This is a genomic window from Bacteroidia bacterium (genome assembly GCA_020852255.1).
In the GTDB taxonomy this organism is placed as follows: domain Bacteria; phylum Bacteroidota; class Bacteroidia; order JADZBD01; family JADZBD01; genus JADZBD01.
This window is the reverse complement of record JADZBD010000018.1, coordinates 44,852-63,877: the sequence shown is the minus strand read 5'-3', so window position 1 is coordinate 63,877 and position 19,026 is coordinate 44,852. Positions and strand designations below refer to the sequence as shown.

General features: G+C 45.8%; 17 protein-coding genes and 1 other RNA gene. 5 read left to right on the top strand and 13 right to left on the bottom strand.

Features of this window, described 5'->3' with window-relative positions:
- Window positions 1-36: 36 nt before the first annotated feature.
- Window positions 37-427, bottom strand: an RNA gene (rnpB, locus tag IT233_10470) — RNase P RNA component class A.
- Window positions 428-465: 38 nt separating this feature from the next.
- A complete protein-coding gene (locus tag IT233_10465; GenBank protein MCC7303055.1) occupies window positions 466-1,044 on the bottom strand; it encodes a Smr/MutS family protein in 579 nt (192 codons plus the stop codon).
- A 23-nt stretch (window positions 1,045-1,067) separates the two neighbouring features.
- Here IT233_10465 and IT233_10460 point away from each other — a divergent pair, with 23 nt between their 5' ends.
- Complete coding sequence (locus tag IT233_10460; protein MCC7303054.1) at window positions 1,068-2,000, top strand: alkaline phosphatase family protein; 933 nt, start codon at window positions 1,068-1,070, stop codon at window positions 1,998-2,000.
- Here the strand turns inward: IT233_10460 and IT233_10455 are convergent.
- Genes IT233_10455 through IT233_10440 form a run of 4 tightly spaced genes read right to left on the bottom strand, consistent with a single transcriptional unit; the run spans window position 1,983 to window position 7,627 of the window.
- Window positions 1,983-3,524, bottom strand: coding sequence for a ComEC/Rec2 family competence protein (locus tag IT233_10455; protein MCC7303053.1), 1,542 nt, complete (start codon window positions 3,522-3,524; stop codon window positions 1,983-1,985). The genes IT233_10460 and IT233_10455 overlap by 18 nt on opposite strands.
- A gap of 20 nt (window positions 3,525-3,544) precedes the next feature.
- A complete protein-coding gene (locus IT233_10450) occupies window positions 3,545-4,675 on the bottom strand; it encodes a glycosyltransferase family 4 protein (protein ID MCC7303052.1) in 1,131 nt (376 codons plus the stop codon).
- On the bottom strand, window positions 4,668-6,563 hold the full coding sequence (asnB, locus tag IT233_10445; GenBank protein ID MCC7303051.1) for an asparagine synthase (glutamine-hydrolyzing): 1,896 nt from the start codon (window positions 6,561-6,563) through the stop codon (window positions 4,668-4,670). Before asnB ends, IT233_10450 begins: the two co-directional genes overlap by 8 nt.
- Window positions 6,564-6,574: 11 nt before the next feature.
- A complete protein-coding gene (locus IT233_10440) occupies window positions 6,575-7,627 on the bottom strand; it encodes a glycosyltransferase family 4 protein (GenBank protein ID MCC7303050.1) in 1,053 nt (350 codons plus the stop codon).
- 69 nt (window positions 7,628-7,696) lie between these two features.
- On the opposite strand from IT233_10440, the gene IT233_10435 reads away from it, so the two are divergent.
- From IT233_10435 to IT233_10425, 3 genes are read left to right on the top strand one after another with little or no spacing between them, the layout of a single operon-like run.
- Entirely contained in the window at window positions 7,697-8,626 is a 930-nt protein-coding gene (locus tag IT233_10435; GenBank protein MCC7303049.1) for a hypothetical protein, read from the top strand.
- Entirely contained in the window at window positions 8,626-9,513 is an 888-nt protein-coding gene (locus tag IT233_10430; GenBank protein ID MCC7303048.1) for a polysaccharide deacetylase family protein, read from the top strand. Before IT233_10435 ends, IT233_10430 begins: the two co-directional genes overlap by 1 nt.
- Window positions 9,497-10,204: a hypothetical protein gene (locus tag IT233_10425; GenBank protein MCC7303047.1), complete on the top strand. Its 708-nt coding sequence runs from the start codon at window positions 9,497-9,499 to the stop codon at window positions 10,202-10,204. The genes IT233_10430 and IT233_10425 overlap by 17 nt, the downstream gene beginning before the upstream one ends.
- Here IT233_10425 and IT233_10420 read toward each other — a convergent pair.
- Window positions 10,190-11,527: an O-antigen ligase family protein gene (locus IT233_10420; protein ID MCC7303046.1), complete on the bottom strand. Its 1,338-nt coding sequence runs from the start codon at window positions 11,525-11,527 to the stop codon at window positions 10,190-10,192. The genes IT233_10425 and IT233_10420 overlap by 15 nt on opposite strands.
- Window positions 11,527-12,657, bottom strand: coding sequence for an acyltransferase (locus IT233_10415; GenBank protein MCC7303045.1), 1,131 nt, complete (start codon window positions 12,655-12,657; stop codon window positions 11,527-11,529). The genes IT233_10420 and IT233_10415 overlap by 1 nt, the downstream gene beginning before the upstream one ends.
- Before the next feature lie 62 nt (window positions 12,658-12,719).
- Here IT233_10415 and IT233_10410 point away from each other — a divergent pair, with 62 nt between their 5' ends.
- Window positions 12,720-13,655: an SDR family NAD(P)-dependent oxidoreductase gene (locus IT233_10410; GenBank protein MCC7303044.1), complete on the top strand. Its 936-nt coding sequence runs from the start codon at window positions 12,720-12,722 to the stop codon at window positions 13,653-13,655.
- Here the strand turns inward: IT233_10410 and IT233_10405 are convergent.
- From IT233_10405 to IT233_10385, 5 genes are read right to left on the bottom strand one after another with little or no spacing between them, the layout of a single operon-like run.
- Window positions 13,633-14,802 (bottom strand): glycosyltransferase family 4 protein, encoded by a 1,170-nt coding sequence (locus tag IT233_10405; GenBank protein MCC7303043.1) that lies wholly within the window; start codon window positions 14,800-14,802, stop codon window positions 13,633-13,635. The genes IT233_10410 and IT233_10405 overlap by 23 nt on opposite strands.
- Window positions 14,783-15,916 carry a hypothetical protein gene (locus IT233_10400; GenBank protein MCC7303042.1) on the bottom strand — a complete coding sequence of 378 codons (1,134 nt, stop codon included), beginning with the start codon at window positions 15,914-15,916 and terminating at the stop codon, window positions 14,783-14,785. Before IT233_10400 ends, IT233_10405 begins: the two co-directional genes overlap by 20 nt.
- On the bottom strand, window positions 15,913-17,016 hold the full coding sequence (gene wecB, locus IT233_10395) for a UDP-N-acetylglucosamine 2-epimerase (non-hydrolyzing) (protein MCC7303041.1): 1,104 nt from the start codon (window positions 17,014-17,016) through the stop codon (window positions 15,913-15,915). Before wecB ends, IT233_10400 begins: the two co-directional genes overlap by 4 nt.
- On the bottom strand, window positions 17,009-18,136 hold the full coding sequence (locus IT233_10390; protein ID MCC7303040.1) for a glycosyltransferase: 1,128 nt from the start codon (window positions 18,134-18,136) through the stop codon (window positions 17,009-17,011). Before IT233_10390 ends, wecB begins: the two co-directional genes overlap by 8 nt.
- Window positions 18,133-19,026 (bottom strand): alpha-1,2-fucosyltransferase, encoded by an 894-nt coding sequence (locus IT233_10385; protein ID MCC7303039.1) that lies wholly within the window; start codon window positions 19,024-19,026, stop codon window positions 18,133-18,135. The genes IT233_10390 and IT233_10385 overlap by 4 nt, the downstream gene beginning before the upstream one ends.

The following is a 19,026-nucleotide window of genomic DNA, read 5'->3' as shown; positions in this document are numbered from 1 at the left end:
GGTCAACCCAGACACTGCCTCCGCAGGTCTGGGTTGATGTTAAGGCTTATAAGCCGGGTTCTGTCATCAGGATTTTCATCCCAACCCTTGTCATTTGTCTGGTCCTGCCGTCACCGGCCTGATCTGTCGGCCCACCCGTTACGGTATCCTTTCGGATTCAGGCGAACAGCCCTTCACCGTAACCTATTTGGCCTTTCAACCCCCGGGGTTTACCCTGCTTCGCTGTTACCAACGAAACCCGTAAGCTCTTACCTTACGTTTTCACCCTTACCCTTCAAATCCGCCAAAGCGGAAATAAAAGGCGGTAATTTTCTGCGGCACTTTCCATATCCGCCAAAGGCGGACTCTTCCTGTTAGGAAGCGAGGTGTTCTATGTTGCCCGGACTTTCCTCTCTCCGCCAAAGCGAAGAGCGACAAGGAAGCCTTAGTGCAAAGGTACAAAAACACCGGCTAATCAGACCGTACTCAGCGAATACGCACCTCTGTAGCCCCCATTCCATATTTGCTCATGGAGGCATCGAAAAACTCGCAGGCAGGATAGTCGGCTCTCAGGATTATTCTAATTTCCGCTTTCAGCACCCCTGCTCCCACCCCGTGAATAAAAACAACCTTATGAATGCGACCTGTCAACGCTTCCTCCATTGTTTGCCTGAATATGGAAATCTGAACAGCGAGCATTTCACTGTTACTCATTCCTTTTGCGTTCTCCACTAATTCATCTATGTGAAGGTCTACCTCTATCTGCTCCGTACGGATATCCCGCGCCGGAGCCGATTCCCTTCTTTTGCTGAACATTTTTTCCTTCAGACTGATAACCTCCTCCGGATCGAAATCAGGAATGCCATCCTGCTGTGTTGACTTCGCCGCCTCATCTTCTGTCTCTTCCTCCATTCCCGGAACCGGAATCAATTTTCCCTCCGGCATAATGTGTTCGAATCCTTCCTCGGTGAGCACTTTGATATTCCCATTGGGGTAAATATGCATCACTAGGGCCTCCCCTGTTTCATCGAGAAATTTCACCCTGGTACCCACCCGGAATTTCATATCCAAATTTAGTACATTTGACCATGCGGTTCTTTTTGCTTTTTATTCCGGTTCTGCTTTCTCTTTCCTGCCGGAAGGATCTCGCCGTTACCTCGCCCTCCGCTGAACACGTTATAGTAGTAGTGATGGACGGAGCCCGGTACAGTGAAACGTTCGGTGCCCCGGATCTGATGTATATCCCTGTGATGCGTTCTCTGCTCCCGGAGGCTTGTATTTTTCCTTCCTTTTTTCAGGATGGCTATACTCAGACCACCTGCGGCCACACGGCCATTACAACAGGCGTATATCAGAATATTAATAACGGTGGTCAGGAAATCCCTGACGAGCCCTCGTTTTTGCAGGTATGGCTGAGAGAACGGAAGAAGGATAATTCAGGAGCATGGATTATCACTTCCAAGGACAAACTGGAGGTTCTGAGAAACTGCAAGAATTCAGCCTGGAAAGACCTGTATATGCCGCGAACCGATTGCGGGATCAACGGATTGGCCACCGGTTACCGTCATGATACCATCACATTGCAGAGGGTTCTGGGTACCATGGCAGCGCAGCACCCCTCCCTGTTGGTTGTCAATTTCAGGGAACCGGACGGCTCTGCACATTCAGGCAGCTGGGACGGGTATCTGCAAGGTATCCGGGACGTGGATAGCTACGTGGGGCGTATCTGGCAGTTTATTCAATCTGATCCGGTTTACAGAAATAAAACGGCACTCATCGTAACGAACGACCACGGACGTCATTCAACGAATATTGCGGATGGCTTTGTAAGTCATGGTGACGGCTGTGACGGCTGCCGTCACATTATGCTCTTTGCTATCGGACAAGGCATTCCCGATGGAAAAGAGGTAAATAACAGGTATTCCTTGAAGGACCTTCACCATACCATTACCAGTATCCTTGGTATTTCTGACCCGGAGGGCGATGGAGAGCTGATTCCCGAATTACTGGGGGTACAATAAGCTTAGCTGGAACAGTAGCAATATTCCCAGAACCCAGGAAAACAGGCGGGGATCTTTCCGGTAGAGCCAGAGCGTAATCATCCCTATTCCTGAATAAAGCAATAGGACCGAAAGCAAACCAATGCTTATGTTTTGAAGAACCGCGAAAGGCAGTTGACCCGTAAATTCAATAACGGCATTCATTCCATTCATTCCGTTCCGAAACAGCCAGCCTGCCCACGCGCCAATTACCGGAATCCATCCGAGCAAAATAATGAAGACTCCGGTGTAGAGCAGCACGGTTGAAAACGGTATAACCACCAGATTAACCAGCAGAAAAAGAACAGGAAATTTGCCGAAATAATACAGGATCAGCGGGAAGGTAGTTATTTGTGACGCCACAGAAAGCACATTCATATCCCACAGCCATTGCTGCCACCTGCTTTCCGGAATCCAAAGGGCACGCAGGGGCTGATAAAACACAAGGATTCCGAATACGGCTGTATAGGACAACTGAAATCCAACGTCGAAGATCAGTAATGGGTTCGCAACTAACAGCAGAAACGCTGAAACAGCGAGGGTATTCACCGATTCTGTCTTTTTTCTCCAGGTTTCTGCGACCGCAAAAAGAATAAACATCGCGGCGGAGCGAAGAACACTGGGAGACATTCCGGTAACCAGAGCGTACAAGCAGATACCGGCGATTACGGGCAGAACAGCAATTAAACGATGTCGCTGTCCCCAGCGATGATTCAGGAATAGTATCCGTAAAAGAAAATAGATCATTCCAACATGGAGCCCGGAAACCGAAAGGATATGTACGGCTCCTGTATTTGCATAATCATCTCTGACGCTTGCAGGAATTTCTCCGTCGTCGCCCAGCACGAGTGCCTGACCCACCAACAATGCATTTCCGTGCACTCCGCAGGACTTCATGCGCTCTATGAAAGCCCGGCGCCACCTTGCTGAAACAGATCGCAGGGAAAAAGCCGGAACAAATAACCGGCAATCAGCGATCCGTGCGTTGCCTGCGGCATAAATATTATGCTGAAGAAGATACTTTCCGTAAAAATCGTCCGGATTGGATGCCCGCAGGTAGGTTTTAAAGAAAATCATCATTCCGGGCAGAGGCAATGGATCTTTCGTACGGATGTAAAGTTTGATACTACCGGATGCGGGGTGCCATTGATGAGAAAACGAAGCATGAATATTTACAGTCAGATTCCAGGAACCTTTACGGGTCCGTGCGGTGCTCTGCACCTCTCCCATCCAGCTTCTGTTCTGTTCCATCCCAAAATGCACGTAATGTGTATGGTCGGCATGAGGTGAATGTACCCAACGCGAAAGAGAGCCCAGGAAGAAAAGAAGAGATAGTACGACAAGACCACGCCACAACGCAGAGCGGTGATGAAGAATAAGCGAAAGCACAAGAAGCAGGGAGAGTACGGAGGCCGGAAGAACAGACCAGCCTCCGGGACCGGCGATGATCCCGAGCATAAACGGTATTAGTAACCGCAGAGCCGGCACACGATCCCAGGAGATCATGCCGGCAATTTAGGCATGTATTACAGCCGGAAAAGGTTCTGATTTAAAACCAGGGTCTGCGGATCATTACTTAGCGAACTCGCAAAGCGGATACTGGCAGACGACCAGCTATTAAACTCGGCGTCCGGCATCGTCTCTGCGCGGGAGAGCACTTCCTGCCACTTTCTCTCTTCCTCTAATGGAATTTCCCATCCAAGAGAATTATTCTCAAGATCCTTCCAAGGCGTGGCATCGGAAATAATCACAGGAGTACCGGCGCTCCATGCCTGGACGATAGCATGACCATAATTTTCCCCTCTGGAGGGAAAAAGAAGAAAATCATAATTCTGAAACATCTCCTGCACCTTTCCCGGCTCAATGGTTCCCATAAACCGAACGGTAATTCCCTCAGGCATCCGAGCAGCGATACTCCGGCACTTTTCCGCGTACACCTTGTCGTATTCAGCACCGTAGAGATCCATCGTAATCTGTCCGATCGGTTTTCGGCTTTTCAAAAGTTCTAACGCAAAGAGATTGTTCTTTTCCGGGGCAATCCTTGCAAGCATCACGAGTCGTGTTTCACCGGCAGATCTTTTCCGATTTACTCTGAGAGGAGTACTTCGCGCGGAAAAATTCGGAGCAATCCGTATTTCGTTGTCCGGAAACCATTTTTTAATCTGCCTCTCCTCTTCCGTATTCGTGGCATGAAATACAACATTTTTATGCCACCCGGAGAGGGCAGATAGTTTTAGAAAGATCTGTTTCTTTATTCGTTTCAGCCTTAGTGCTTCCGGTGCCAGCATCCCTCGTGGCGACAATAACACTTTTCCCTTCCATAGCCGGAGGGGAAGAATACTGAAGGAGCTTGAAAACATTGAATTCAGCCAGATAAAATCCGGCATCTCCTTTTCCAGAATTCTGGAGATAGCGGTATTTCCTGCTTCCGAAAGATAGATCACTTGTTCTCCGAAGGGGCCGGTTAGCCATTGATCCGCTGCGATATCCGGGAGGGGGTCTGATTCTAAATATTCCTTATTGGAAGTAACAACTTTGAATTCAAACTGGTCACCTAGCCGTTCAATAAGATTAAGGCAACTTTGCACCGGACCACCCGCCTTGTACGCCGGGTAATACCAATCAATGAAAACTAGTATTTTTCCTTTCTTACTCATTGACGGCGTGCCTTTGCATCCAGTCCTCCAACACTACAAGATGCCATAGCCTGGACCAGGTTACCGATGGATCCTTCTTTAAGAATCGTTCCCACAGTTCAACCGGAGTAATTTTACCAATAAACCCTCTCTGAGACAAAGACCGGATTTTTGAATCGCATAATGTGTAAAGCTCCTTTCTCATCCAATGTTCCCAGGGAAGTGTAAAGCCCATCTTTTTCCGGTGAATTACTTCCGCAGGCAACAGGTCGCCCAGTGAATCGGTAAGTAATTTCTTAGGAGAATGGGGGAATTTCCACTCATCGCGAATACCAAGTATCAGGTCAACAAGCGAAGGATCCAGAAAAGGCGCCCGCACCTCCAGGCCGTGAGCCATAGACATTACATCTGTATCTCTAAGCAGCACGGAATGCAGATAAGTATGCATCTCATTAAGAGAAAGTTGTGAAAGAAGGAAATTGTCAGGAAGTTCGGGGATATCTTTAAGTATTCTTCGTATTTCCCACCCGCAGTTTGTTTGTACCAGTTTTCGAACCTGATCATCCGAAAAAACCTGGCGACTTACACGGTATAATTCCCTGATATCGGTTCCAGCCTGAAGAAATGAAGCGATCTTTTCTGTTTTTACGGTCTGCCGGAATTTGTTCGCAGGCAAGGCCAACATTTTCCGAAGATCCGGCGGCAGCAGATTCAGCCACCACCATCTGCGCATTTTATGAATACGCTTAAAAACATCGTATCCTGCGAACAATTCATCTCCTCCGATCCCTGATAAGGCCATTTTGATACCTGCTTTACGGGTAGCGCCGGCTACAACATAAGTATTAGGTCCGTCGCCACCGGGATGATCCATTGCAGCAAGGGCATCGGGAATAGTATTGAGGAAATCCTGTACAGACAGGACAATGTTAGTATGATCGGTATTAAACTTTGATGCTACCCTGTCCGCATACTGCTGTTCGCTGAACTCCTGCTCGCGAAAAACAACGGAGAAGGTCTTTACTTTTCCGGTGTGCATGCGTGACATGAGGCCCACTATCGCGCTTGAATCAATTCCCCCGGATAAGAATGCGCCAAATGGAACGTCCGAAACCAGCCGCTTTTCCACCGCCCTGGATAAACCCTCATGAATCATTTTCCGGATCTGGTGCAAGGTAAGACTCTGCAGATCTGTACGATGGGATGATGGCGTTTCATGATATTTCCACCCCTTCATCTTTCCGTCTTTTATCACCGCACATGTGCCGGCCTCCAGTAAACGGATATTACGGATCAGCGTATCCTGTCCGTACACTGTCTGGTACTGGAAATATTCGCATAGTGCGGAACTGTTCAGTACCGGTTTTACCAGACCTGAGGCAAGAATTCCACGAATCTCTGAGGAGAAAATCATCATCTCATCAGATGCCCAGTAATACAGCGGCTTTTTTCCAAACCGGTCGCGAGCAATAAAAAGCGTTTCTTCCTGTTTATCCCATATAGCAAAAGCAAACATTCCGTCGAGCCGTTTAACACATTCCGTGCCCCAGGCTTTATACGCAGCAAGGATCACCTCTGTATCGGTTTCTGTTGTGAATCCGTAGGGTTGGACGGATGATCCCAGCATTGCCCTGGAGAGATCCAGGCGGAGATCACAAAAATTATAGATCTCGCCGTTATAGACGATAACAAAACGGTCATCAGACGACGTCATGGGCTGGTGACCAGCTGCAGTAAGATCAATGATGGAAAGACGTCGGTGTCCAAGAAAAACATGCTGCACTTTCCCCCCGGAGAATATGCCAGTATCATCTGGTCCGCGGTGGGCAATGGCGTCGTTCATCCGCTGAACGGCTGCTAATCCGACCGGCCCGGGCTGTGAACTGAGAATAATATTTATGCCACACATTGCGGGCTTGTTTAAAAATGCTTTTCAGAAAAGGAGCATAGAGTATCTCCCCACTTTGCAGGTGAAATGCGCCGGGACAGCACCATGCTGTGATCCGACATAGCTCTCCATTCCTTTTCACTTTGATTCATAAAATGCTTAAGTGCGTTTTTTAAAGACTCCCGGGAAGAGGCCTCAAACAAAAAACCATTCTTCCCGTTTTCCAGAAAGACCTCCGCTGCTCCTACTGAAGAGGATAGCAGCAGTGGATACCCCGCCGCCGCAAATTCATGTACCACTACTCCCCAGGGCTCAAACGTACTTGGTAAAACAAAAACCGATGTGTCTTTCAGAACAAAAAGCATATCCTCCGGTTGGACAAAACCAAGATGACGGATGCCATCTTCCTGCCGCGACTTAATATCTCCTTTGCCCAGGCAGTACAATTCCCAGTCACTTCCTGTTTCACTTTTCGCTTCTGTGAAAGCGTCCCAAAGCATTTCAACATTTTTAACATTAGTATATCTGCCAGAAAAAACAAAACGACGTGGGCGGTTCCTGCTTTTTTCCGGCTGAAGTTCTTCATACCATTTTTCGTACCTATGGGTGTCGGCACAATACGCACCGGTATAAATTTCCGCATCCCTGAATCCGAGTTGCCTGGCAAATATAACCTGCCTGTTTCCCGGAACCCATGCGCAGGTAAATGACTGCCGTACAAATGCACCCGCAAACAGCGAAAGAAGTCTCTGCTTCATTGAGCCGGTCCATGGATTATCAAAACCGAGCACCACCGGAATGGTATGCTTATATAGTGAACAGATGCGGCGGTATTCTTTTCTTCTCCAGCCACCGCAAAGAATAACATCTGGCCTGAAAGTGGCCACACATTTTTGCAAAGACTCCACATTCATGTTATCCCTGTAAAGAATCTCCACACCTTCCATTTCCGGAAAATCGAAAGGTGCCACCGGATTGGGTGAGGAAGCAATAATCAGAATCTGTGTACCCTTTCTGGAGGTCAGTTCCCGAATGCAGGCCAGAAAATAACCTGCCAGTTCTTCATAAAGTACCAAAAGCTTCATCGATTTCTTATCTTTGTAAAGGTAGCAATTCTACGTATGTCCTTAGATATCAAGCTTTACGAAACTTGGATGGCCGATCAGGTCTCCGGTCTTTTTGCAAAGGAATACGGGGTAGATCCAGTGTTACTCGCATCCCAAATGGACACATTTTACAATCACCCTTACCAGAAGGAAGAATGCATACGCATCGTTGCTATGGATGGTAATACAGTGGCAGGATTTCAGTCCTTTTTCTATTGGCCTTACAGGTGGAAAAACACGCTGTTTCGGTCCTTTCAGTCAGGCAATTCTCTCGTAAATCCAAACTACAGAGGAAGGGGAGTTTTTGCGTCTCTCCTCCAGTTTATGAACCTGGAATTACAAAAGCATAAAAAAATAGATTTCCTAACCGGATTTCCAATAGATGTCAGCAAAAATAGTTTACTCCGAAATGGCTGGACAAATGTTGTTAACCTCACATGGTACGTAAAACCCATTAATTACCTCTCAGTTTTACGAACGTTCAATCCCACCTGCCTAAGCGAATCTTTCCCTGAGCTAACATCTTCTTTTCCATTCGATCCCGATTTGATCAGCCTATCCGAAGATACCGGATTTCGAAAATGGAGAGCCGCTGCCCGGTCTGGGATCAAGGTTCAGTTTTTTGAATATTCGGAAGGAGACATGAAAATGACTTGCGCTCTTAAGCCCGAAAAAAGGGGGAAATTCTTCAAGCACTTGATAATTGGCGACATTAGAACGAACTGCAGCAATGCAGAGTTTATATCGAATGGATTAAAGTTATTAGAAAGCAGAGTTACCCGGATCAGGAGCATTAACTTTTTGTCTATTGCAATTAACCCATTGGAGAACAGCTGCATCAGGAAGGCTCTGCAACAGCGCAACTTTATGCCACTTAACAAGCGAATATATTTTATGGTTAAGAATTTTCTTCCCGATAGTTCTATAGTGGAAGCCCCTAACTGGCGCTTATTCCGCAGCGATATAGATACGTGGTAATGACATACATCGTAAAAAGTCATCCGTTGAAGGAGCGCCTAAAAACGGCGCTGGGTCAAATGGAATTCCGCTTCCGGGGTTTATCCTATCCTTCCTCTGAGATTGTGGTGGTGAATTATCACGGAACGCAGCGAAAACATATACAGGGATTCCGGGAGCAGCTTTCTTTGTATAAGGATCATTTTCACCTGATTTCTCCCAAAGAATTCGAGGCGGCATATTCGAATAAGGAGAAAGCAGACCATCCCTCCCTGCTACTCACCTTTGATGATGGTTTAAAAAACAACCTGCATGCTGCAGAGGCGCTTAACACCTTAGGGTTGAAGGCCTGGTTTTTCGTGCTTCCAGCATTCATTGACACCCCCCCGCCGGGTCAAAAACTATACTTCCAAAAGCATATTCGCCCGCTGATAGATCCGGAGTTAGATTCAGAAGCGGAAGATCATGAGGCCATGAATTGGAATGATCTGAACCAACTTGTTGCGGACGGACATTCAGTTGGATCTCACAGCTATACCCACAATCTCCTGGCAAATCATCCTGATTTAGCTGAACGGATAAAAGAAATTGCGGAAAGCAGGTCGCTGATTGCAGAGCGGCTGGCCATTTCTGCTGATCAGGTAAAGGCTTTCTGTTGTCCGAATAATACGGCATACAGCACGGGCGTTCCGGAGATGCAACTGATCCGGAAACATTACTCCTATTTTTTCGGAAGCTATCCGGGATCCAATATCAACCGGGAGTCGTACCATATCAGACGATCCAATGTAGAGTGCTACTGGACTGCGGGGCAAGTTTACTGGGCACTGAACAGGATGAACCGGCTGAAGTGGCGTAAAGAGTCTCGTAATTTTGACAGGCTAATGAATAATGTGGGATCGGATTAGGCAATACCGGGCGAGGTGGTTTATCCTCATTCTCATCTCCCTTGCCGGGGGATTTTTCATCTACAAAGCATGGATACGCCCTTATGCGATCTTTAAAAAAAACTCAGAATCCGTTGAGTGGAAATTTAAGGCAAATCATTTTAACAAACTCAAACACCACGGAAAACATGTGTTTTTCGGTAACAGCCTGACCGCGGGTCTCGGGGCGTATCTTTCCGGGAATGCTTCCGTCTCTGTGTGCGGTATCAATGGTGATTTTACAGGAAGTCTTCTCCGCCGGATGGATACCATCCTGAACCAGCAACCGGGGAGTATCTATATTGAGATCGGGATCAATGATATTCTGGCCGGGCTCAGTGAAAAGAAAATCCTCCGGAATTACCGTAATATCATAAAGAAAGCTCTTCGCTACCTTCCACCGGAGCATATCATTCTTCAAAGCATTCTTCCCGTCTCGTTCAAGGAAGGATGGATGAGCGACCCGGATGAGGCCAACCGCATCATTTGCTCAGTAAACGAAGGGATACGGACTCTATGCGGGGAATATAAAGTGATATTTATTGACCTGCACCGCATATTCAAGAGGGACGGAAGGCTGGCGGAAGAACTGACAAGTGACGGGGTACATCTTACAGATAAGGGGTATCTCCTATGGCTACAGCAATTAACAAGCTTTTTACCCGCCCGCTAAACCGGCGGATGGCTGCTGCTTATGCTTCTCCGCTTTTTCCGCCATATACGACGTATAGTCCAGGTAATTATAATAATAGAGCCAAACAAAAAAAGGAAAACCGTTGAGGAAATAATGACCTTGCCGGAGAAGGTTTAGTGCAATCATAATAAAGATCCCATTTGAGATTATCCAGAACCTGGGGGGGAAATCGGGGTCTTCTTCATGCCGTTTGACATAGCATTTGAAAAAAAGTACCAGAAAGAGAATAGTCCCGAATAATCCTGTTTCTGAGATAAGCCGGAGCAGCATGGAGTTGGCGTCCTGGCTGTTGAGGTCGAAACCCCAGGTCTTAATTCCTTTTGTAATGCTGTACTGTTCAAATGCCACCTGGTGGGAACCAAGTCCTGTCCCGAACAAAAAATTTGACTTGAAATTTTCCAGTGCTACATGATAATTATTGTATAAGATAACCGATGATCCGTGCGTTTCTCCGACTTTAAATTGACCGGTTCGAAAAATTTCTACGGTACTGTCGTAGCGTTGACGGAATTCTTCTACATTGTTATACATAAAGGAGAAGCTGATCATTAGCACGGGCACAAAGAGAAGGATATACCGGACCAGTCCGAAGTTAACAAGCAGTAATATACCTGCAATTAAAAATGCGGCAAACGCAAGTCCGGAAAAAGAAAGAGTAAAAACGACTATTACCAGTGCGCTCTGCCATCTATTCAGGTAAAGCTGCTGCTTTCGGAAAAGGTTATACATCGCAACGAACATAGCAGGAGAAAGTGTACAGGCAAGATAAGTCGGTTCAGGGAATAGCGCGTTAATCCGTATACCGAAATTACCCCCACCGATAAATCCTCCCTTATTCAAGATCCATGATAAATCGTATCCATACCTGAATCCCACGAGAAAGGAAAAAAACTGAAACAATCCGATTAAAGAGAGAATCACACACCCTTTTAAATACCACCGGTACAACTCTTCCACTTTAAACTCAAAAACTTTCATAATATAATAGAAGAAAAGATAGGACATAAAGACTCCCAGAAATATTTTTACAAAATTCCCAATCGTGTTATTTCCAAGGATAATATTCAACACGCCGGCAAAGAGCAAAATGCCAAACACCTGGATGATCACAGGTGGCAGCCCGAAACGGAACAGCCAAAGCAGGAGTAGTAAAGCGATGCCCGGATAGCTCAGGTACACCTCTGCGGGCTCCTTTATAAAAACATAGGAATTGACAAAAATGGCAAGAAAAACCACGAGCAGAACCCAGCGGCTTTGCCTGGTCCGGAAGAGAGGATCTTCTATGGTCAGATTTTTGAACATTACACTTTGCTGTAGCGGGCTTTCATGCGTATAAATCTCTTCTCAAAATACTCATAGGATATCCAGGAAATAGCAGTAGAGGTCATGAAGGCGACCGGCACTACTGCTGCATCGGTCCACCAATTATTCTCCCGGTAGCTCCATGCGAATAATTTAACAACCAGAAAGAGAACCATTAGATGATACATGTAAAAACCATAAGATATTTTACCCAGACGGTCTAAATAACGGTTGTTCAGTTTTAAAAACGATCCTTGATTTTTAGCTACATTCAGTATAACAATAATGAAGCAAAAGGAAAGTGGAAGGTGAACTACATCCTGCAGAAAATGATAAGGAAAAAGCAACCAGGAAAGTAATGGGATCAATACCAGGGAAACCGCCAGTATTATGGGATGAAAAATGATTGATAAAACGCATTTTGTTTCCCTGAACACAATCCAGGCTCCAAGTCCACCCACCATCATACATTCAAATTTACTCATTGCCAGATATCTTCTAAGCACGCCCCACCATTGAGCAGGCTCATCGGGTGTAAGAATCCAGATTGTTCCTTTGATCAAAAGGTAGCATCCGAGCAGGCCAAAAATAAGTCCTCCGGTATTTCGGATATATTTCATCAAGACAGGCCATAACAGATAGAATTGCTCCTCCACGCCGATAGACCAGGCCTGACCAATATGCGGCACAGGAGGAGCTATGGCAAAGGCAAGGTTAGGGAAAACGATCAGGTAAAGGATCAGATCGAGATAGAAATTTTCTCTGAAGCCGTGCGGGTAGAGTTCAAAGAAGTCAATGGACGGTAAAAGAAAAAAGCCGAGTATGAGGATCAGATAATACAATGGCCAGATTCTCAATATCCTTCGCATATAAAAGGCTCTAATTGCTACTGTTCCACTTTTTTTCTTTTCCTGAAGCAAGAGCCAGGTGATCAGAAAGCCACTCAGCACAAAAAAGAAATAAACGCCAATCCCGCCGAAATTAAACCGCTCAAACATGTCATATCTGTTCTTCAGCCCCAGGTGATATTTAATCAGCTCCAGGTGTCCGATAAAAACAGAAAAGGCGGCAAAAAAGCGCAGGGCATTCAGCCCGGGCATTTCTTTTCCTTCACGGGTTGCTTCATTCATGGTAACAGGCCGGGGAAATCATTACCTTTGTCTTTCTATTTCAAAGATACCTTAAATCCAATATGTCTAAGAAACGCGTTCTGATTACCGGAGGCGCCGGTTTTATCGGCTCTCACCTGGCGGCACGTCTGGTAAAGGAGGGAAAAGAAGTGGTGGTGCTGGACAACCTTCTTCGGGGCAACAAGATACCTGCAGGGGTTCAGAAAAAGCTTAAATTTATTAAGGGTGATGTCCGTAGAAAGCAGGATGTCCGACTGGCTGCCAAGGGATGCGATCTGATCTATCATTTTGCAGCCGTGCTGGGCGTAGACGTTGTGGCAGATAATCCTGTTGAAACCATGGAGACTGAAATTGTAGGTCTCAGAAATATTACGGATTACTGCATCGCCAACGGAACCAAGAAACTGATCTACTCTTCCACGTCGGGTGTTTACGGCCATTCGGCAATTGAAAAGTCCTTTACCGAAACCATTTCCCTTGATCCGCGCACCTCGTATGCTATTGCCAAAAGATACAATGAGATTTATTTAAAGGCGCTGTATGAGGAGAAGGGGCTTGAAAGTGTTTCGTTACGATTCTTTAATGTGTATGGGCCCGGACAAGATACGCGCATGGTTGTTCCCCGTTTCATGGAACAGGCGCTGAAGGGAGAGCCTCTCTCCGTTTATGGGAACGGAAAACAAACCAGGGACTTCACTTATATTGACGACACTGTTACCGCATGCATCAAAGTTGCAGGAAAATTAAAGGGATGCGAGGTACTCAATGTCTCAAATGAGGAGGAGATCTCCATCCGGGAGCTTGCCCATGCCGTTTTGAAAATCACCGGTTCAACTTCCGGCATTTCATTTATTAAGGCCCCTTCAAAACGCTACGATTATGAAGTGGGGCGAAGGGTAGGAAATTCTGAGAAACTTTACAAAAACATACGCTTCAAGCCCGACACCAGCCTGGAAGACGGCCTCCGCCGCATGCTTAAGGCCGAATATGGCCGCTGATCCATGCAGAAATTTCCTTATCAAGGACATTCCAATTAAATTTTTCCCGGCACTTCTCTACTGAACTTCTCTTCATGGCTGTCAGCTCTGCTTCACTCATCCCAATCATTCTCTTAATGCCCTCCGCAATTTCTTCCCGATGCGGACGATCCAGCAAGACACCGTTTTGGGCATCAACCATTACGGGAACAGCTCCTACTTCCGTAGCAAGGATCGCCAGTCCTGCACTCATTCCTTCCAGTATTGAATTTGGCATACCTTCCGAATAACTAGGACATACGAGTACGTCTGCCGACATTAATAGGGTTTGAATTCGCTGAAAGTCTGTCAATTCTCCGTGATATGTTACGGCATCTGAAGCAACTTTATGGTTGTCGGGCACGGGGCCAATAAAATGAAAGTGAAACTTTTGTCCCTGCTTCAGCAATAACCTGATTGCATCAGAAAGTTCCTGAATTCCTTTCCTGCGCTCCCACCTTCCCAGGAACACAAAGGTTCTTGGACCATCGGCGACTCCCGGTTCCGAAGTTCGTATATTCCTTTCCTCCACACCCGCCGGAAGTTCCACGATTCGCTCGCTATTAACCCCGATTTCCATAATTATAGATGTAATTTTTCCTCCGTAGGAAAAAACGTAATCTGCTTTTTGTAAATTATATCGGACCGGTCCCCGCAGCATCCACTGTTCTATTGCCTGCTTCAAAGAAATCTTCCTCTGAAACATTTCCATTCCATGAAAATTCACCGCAACGGGCGGCAATGCCATCTTGTTCTTTTTAGTCAGAAAAGCCCACGACGTAAATCCTTTTGCAATGATCATGTTTACCGGTTTCCGGGACTGAAAGACTGATAAAATATTTGCCGAAAAATGAAACGATCTTCTCAGATAATGCCCTGGTATGAATTCCGGCTCAGGAAATTGTACCAGAATCAGATTCACGCGCCGGCGCATCTCCGTGTCCAGTCCGGGAATTTCGGAGCCGGCATGCAAATTGCGACCAGCCGGGTGATAAAGATCCACCTCCCACCCAGCCCGTAAAATACTTTTGAGTAACAAATAGGAATGCCTCTGCATCCCACCTACTACCCAAGGAGTTATACCGTCCGTAAGCAGCGCAATTTTACCCTTATAGTTCTCCCACTGCATTGAGAAGTTTGCGATAAGCTTGTTGAATGCGCTCTGACTTCTTTGAAAAAAGTTCCAACGCCGTGTTTTTCAACTCCTCCCTTCTTGCCTCGCTTGCGCGGAATAAATTAGCCGGCAAATCACCGGTAGTATATCCCGTGTTTCTCCGCTTAGTCAGTACAGAATAATCTCCTACCCCATCCGAAATAATCACTTGCAAGCCCGCATACAAATATTCCGCATATTTTGTTGGCGCAGAAACCTTATTAGTAACGGAAGGTTCCCGAACAAGTAATCCATAATCACAGGCAGTCAGGATCGGTATAACCTCTGCCGGCAACACGTGTTTTCGCACTACTCTTTCCATTAATACTGGATTTAAAACCGGGCCCGTGGCATGATCCGGAAGCAGTAGTAACAGTTTATAATCCGGATTGCCGGGAAAGTGCTTGTTGATAAGATTTCCCAATAAGTAAAACGACTGCCAGTCGGCTGAGCCGCCAGAAAAAACAAAAACCACATCCTGCGCCGAAAATCCCAGCGATTCGCGAATCTTCTGGCGATGACCCGAAGAAAAATCGGGGGTTGCTGCCGCTGAATTCAAGGTAGTAGGAATAACGGCATGCGTCTCTCCTGCATAGCCAAACTCAGATCTCCAGTAAGAAACCAATTCATCGGACACGGCACACCGGTAATCGGACTGCAATACACATGTCTTCTCTGCGTTCCTCATTCTCCTGAACGCCGAAGGATCCATGTATTCCCGGAATTCTTCCGCTACAGCTCCGCGACCATCATATATGACCTTTCTGACTTTTCCACTCTGTTTTAGTTTTAACGCAATCTTGCAGGCAAACACCCCTCTTGCCCATACGTTTTCTGCTTGCTCAGGCAACACTCTTCTCAGGATCATGGAATTAAGATTATTCAGCCGGAGTGGGAAAACTGAGCGAAGAGCAATACTGTCCGGAGAGGAAATTCTAAGCTTACCGGACTGCTCTGAATAAGCAGAAGCCGGAAACATGGAAATAAGACGAATGCTGACACCATGATTCTCTTTCAGATACCGGCAAACGTCGATTACCTGACTCTCGAATATTCCGTTAACCGGGTCATTGCAGGTAAAAAATATCATTTGATGTTACTGATGATTTTCATGATCCGGTCGGTAGCCAGGCCATCCCACAGAGGTGGGGTTTTGCCCTTTTTATACGTACCGGAAAGAATTTGCTCCGTGAGCATCGTTACTTTAGTTACATCAAAAGGAACCAATGTATTTGTGCCAAAATCTACTGTAACCGGTCGCTCAGTATTCGGTCTTAGTGTAAGGCAAGGTATCCCGAGAAAGGTAGATTCCTCCTGAATTCCACCACTATCCGTAACCACGAAGCGGGCGCTCTTAGTTAGTTTTTGAAATGCAAAATAATCGAGTGGATCTGTCAGGATCAGATTGTGCAATCCGTAAAATTTCTTTGACAATCCGAAATCTTCAAGCTTCTTTCTCGTACGCGGGTGAATCGGGAAGACCACCGGATTCTTCCGTGTCAGCGTCGCAATCAAATCAAAAAGCTTCTCCAGTCCTGTACTACTATCTACCGTGGCGGGCCTGTGCATGGTCATTAATGCGAATTTCCCGGAAGTAAGGTTCAATTCCTCAAGAACAGGAGAGGCATTAATCTGTGGGGTAAATTTCACCAGGGTATCGATCATGGTATTGCCAACAAAATGGATTTTCTCCTCTTGTACACCTTCCCGCACAAGATGATCCGCGCCACTTTGTTCCGTAACAAAATACAGATCACACACCACATCGGTAAGTACCCGGTTAAATTCCTCCGGCATAGTCCGGTCAAAACTCCGGAGACCACTTTCCACGTGACCACACATAATACCCATCTTATTAGCTGTTAGTGCTGCAGCAAATGTTGAATTTACATCGCCTACCACGAGCATCAAATCAGGTCGTAGCTCCGTGCATAACTTTTCTATCCCTATCATAATGCCTGCCATTTGCGAGACGGGAGTACCTGCACCTACGTTTAAAAAATGATCAGGAACCAGCTTAAATTGCCTGAAAAATACATCCGCCATCTTTTCGTCGTAATGCTGTCCGGTATGAATGATTTTTACACACATTCCGGGAAATGATTCTGCCACTTCCTTAAAACGCGTTACTTTGATAAAGTTAGGCCGTGTTCCAACGACAATAAATACAGTTTTTGTGTAATTACTCATTATCTAATATTTGTGAATAATACTCTCTTACGTTGCGATTATGGATAGTGCGATCAAAATGATTCAAAATTTTATTTCTGTTTTTCTCCCTACACCTCAATTCCCCGATTTTCTTCATAGCTTCAGAAAGACCTGTGATATTTCTTTCTTCTACCAAAATCCCATTTACGCCATTTTCAACCAATTCCGGAATGCCGGAATGAAAAGTACTAATAACAGGTAATCCCATCGCCATTGCCTCTATTAACGCATTGGGCATTCCCTCCTGATCACCGTTTGCGGCAGTGACACTGTGATGCACGAATGCATCGGCAGAGTTATACAATACTTTCGCCTGCAACGGATCAACAATACCCGGGAATGTTACACGGCTGTTAAGATCCAGTTCAGCGACCAACCTCTCCATATTGTCCTTTTCGGGCCCATCGCCAGCCAGAACCAGTCTATAGTGAGGTGGTGTACTTTTAAAAGCCCGTATCGTATATTCATGCCCTTTCTTTTCACTGAAAGAGGATATCTGCAGCAAAGTAAAATAAGGATTCTGCGCCAGTCGAATGCCAGGTGTAAATAAATCTGTATCAATGCCATAAAAGATAACCCTGCTTCTGAACTTTACTCCGTGTTCATTCAATCGATCCTGCAGCGCCTTGCAACAACAGATAGCATAAACTTTGGGATGTTCACTCCATTTCTTAAGTTCATTGACATAACAATTATATTTCATCATCTGAGTGGCGTCGTATCCATGAAAATGCAACACAACAGGTATGGTCAAAATATCAATTGCATTCAGAATACGTAAACCTTCAAAGGCGAAGTGACAATGAATGATTTCAGGATCAAACTCGGCAACACACTTCTGAAAAGATTTTGAAAAATACTTATTATGAAGTCTTAGAGAAATATCATTTTTCCACAAAAGGTAATCCCACTTTCTTATAAATAAATTTTGTTTCCATTCTGAACGATATATCTTAATCTTCCCATCCAGATAAGAATGAACCGGAGATTTAAGACAATGATAGGCCAGCGAATCCGTCAATTCAAGCCCCATTAACTCATTTCGTATAAAAGTAGTGGTTACGCCACCAAATTCATCAGAACAATACAATATCCTCATACCCTAATCCAATTTTCGGGGAAAATAACCGGATTGAACAATTCCGGGTCTCTGAACCAATCTCTGGGACCCACCGTTATGCCTTCCGGATATTCCTTCAGCCAGGCAGCCCACCATGCGAAGGTGCTGTTTGATATGATATGGTGTCTGCAACATGACATCAGATGCAAATGGCCCACTCCATTCGGGTGGCCCAAAACAGCCGGCACGACAGTTACGGGAAATCCAGGTGAAAAGTTTTCTACACACCAATCCGGATCGTCCGAAAAAACATACGTTGCTTCGGGTTGAGCTTTTCTAAAAAGAATCTCCGCGGCATTCCGATAATATTTCAATTCGAGTGCTCCAATACTTTCCGCATACAATGGGCTCGTCAAAAGATCTCCACGCCGGATGTGAATTGCTAATGAATTTTGCTGCTTTATCTCTTTCCCGAGTGAATAGGTATTTACTGAGAGAATATCTTTCAGTTGAAATTCCTGCCTTATTCTCTGAGCAATTTCACTAAAGTAGATTTCACCCTGCCATCGGCCGACTAAACAGTGATTGTCGCCTGGCTTAAGATAAAAATCATGAAACTGGTTTCCCTTCTGAACTATCAGACGGGAATATCCCAATCTGTTACGCAAATAGCGCATGATCCGCTTCCGAAAGGGATCTCCCGATTGTCCATTGTAGAAATCGATCTCCTCCTTTACCGCCATCCGGTACGGCGCTAATTTAAATACATCCAATGCAAAATCGCGATGAGTAGCCACAGCATCTGGAAAAGCCCTGTCTTTTAGCAATGTATCGTCTAAAACCAATTCTGCTTGATATTTCTGGCTAAGCATGCGACCGAAGGCATACTGAAACATTTGGTTTCCCAAACCACCCATCAACCGGATCAT

Bases quoted from the DNA above. Each gene is read 5' to 3' on its own strand.
- IT233_10465 (MCC7303055.1), bottom strand. From the start codon at position 1,044: ATGAAATTCCGGGTGGGTACCAGGGTGAAATTTCTCGATGAAACAGGG.
- IT233_10460 (MCC7303054.1), top strand. From the start codon at position 1,068: ATGCGGTTCTTTTTGCTTTTTATTCCGGTTCTGCTTTCTCTTTCCTGC.
- IT233_10455 (MCC7303053.1), bottom strand. From the start codon at position 3,524: ATGATCTCCTGGGATCGTGTGCCGGCTCTGCGGTTACTAATACCGTTT.
- IT233_10450 (MCC7303052.1), bottom strand. From the start codon at position 4,675: ATGAGTAAGAAAGGAAAAATACTAGTTTTCATTGATTGGTATTACCCG.
- asnB (MCC7303051.1), bottom strand. From the start codon at position 6,563: ATGTGTGGCATAAATATTATTCTCAGTTCACAGCCCGGGCCGGTCGGA.
- IT233_10440 (MCC7303050.1), bottom strand. From the start codon at position 7,627: ATGAAGCTTTTGGTACTTTATGAAGAACTGGCAGGTTATTTTCTGGCC.
- IT233_10435 (MCC7303049.1), top strand. From the start codon at position 7,697: ATGGCCGATCAGGTCTCCGGTCTTTTTGCAAAGGAATACGGGGTAGAT.
- IT233_10430 (MCC7303048.1), top strand. From the start codon at position 8,626: ATGACATACATCGTAAAAAGTCATCCGTTGAAGGAGCGCCTAAAAACG.
- IT233_10425 (MCC7303047.1), top strand. From the start codon at position 9,497: ATGTGGGATCGGATTAGGCAATACCGGGCGAGGTGGTTTATCCTCATT.
- IT233_10420 (MCC7303046.1), bottom strand. From the start codon at position 11,527: ATGTTCAAAAATCTGACCATAGAAGATCCTCTCTTCCGGACCAGGCAA.
- IT233_10415 (MCC7303045.1), bottom strand. From the start codon at position 12,657: ATGAATGAAGCAACCCGTGAAGGAAAAGAAATGCCCGGGCTGAATGCC.
- IT233_10410 (MCC7303044.1), top strand. From the start codon at position 12,720: ATGTCTAAGAAACGCGTTCTGATTACCGGAGGCGCCGGTTTTATCGGC.
- IT233_10405 (MCC7303043.1), bottom strand. From the start codon at position 14,802: ATGCAGTGGGAGAACTATAAGGGTAAAATTGCGCTGCTTACGGACGGT.
- IT233_10400 (MCC7303042.1), bottom strand. From the start codon at position 15,916: ATGATATTTTTTACCTGCAATGACCCGGTTAACGGAATATTCGAGAGT.
- wecB (MCC7303041.1), bottom strand. From the start codon at position 17,016: ATGAGTAATTACACAAAAACTGTATTTATTGTCGTTGGAACACGGCCT.
- IT233_10390 (MCC7303040.1), bottom strand. From the start codon at position 18,136: ATGAGGATATTGTATTGTTCTGATGAATTTGGTGGCGTAACCACTACT.
- IT233_10385 (MCC7303039.1), bottom strand. From the start codon at position 19,026: ATGATCCGGTTGATGGGTGGTTTGGGAAACCAAATGTTTCAGTATGCC.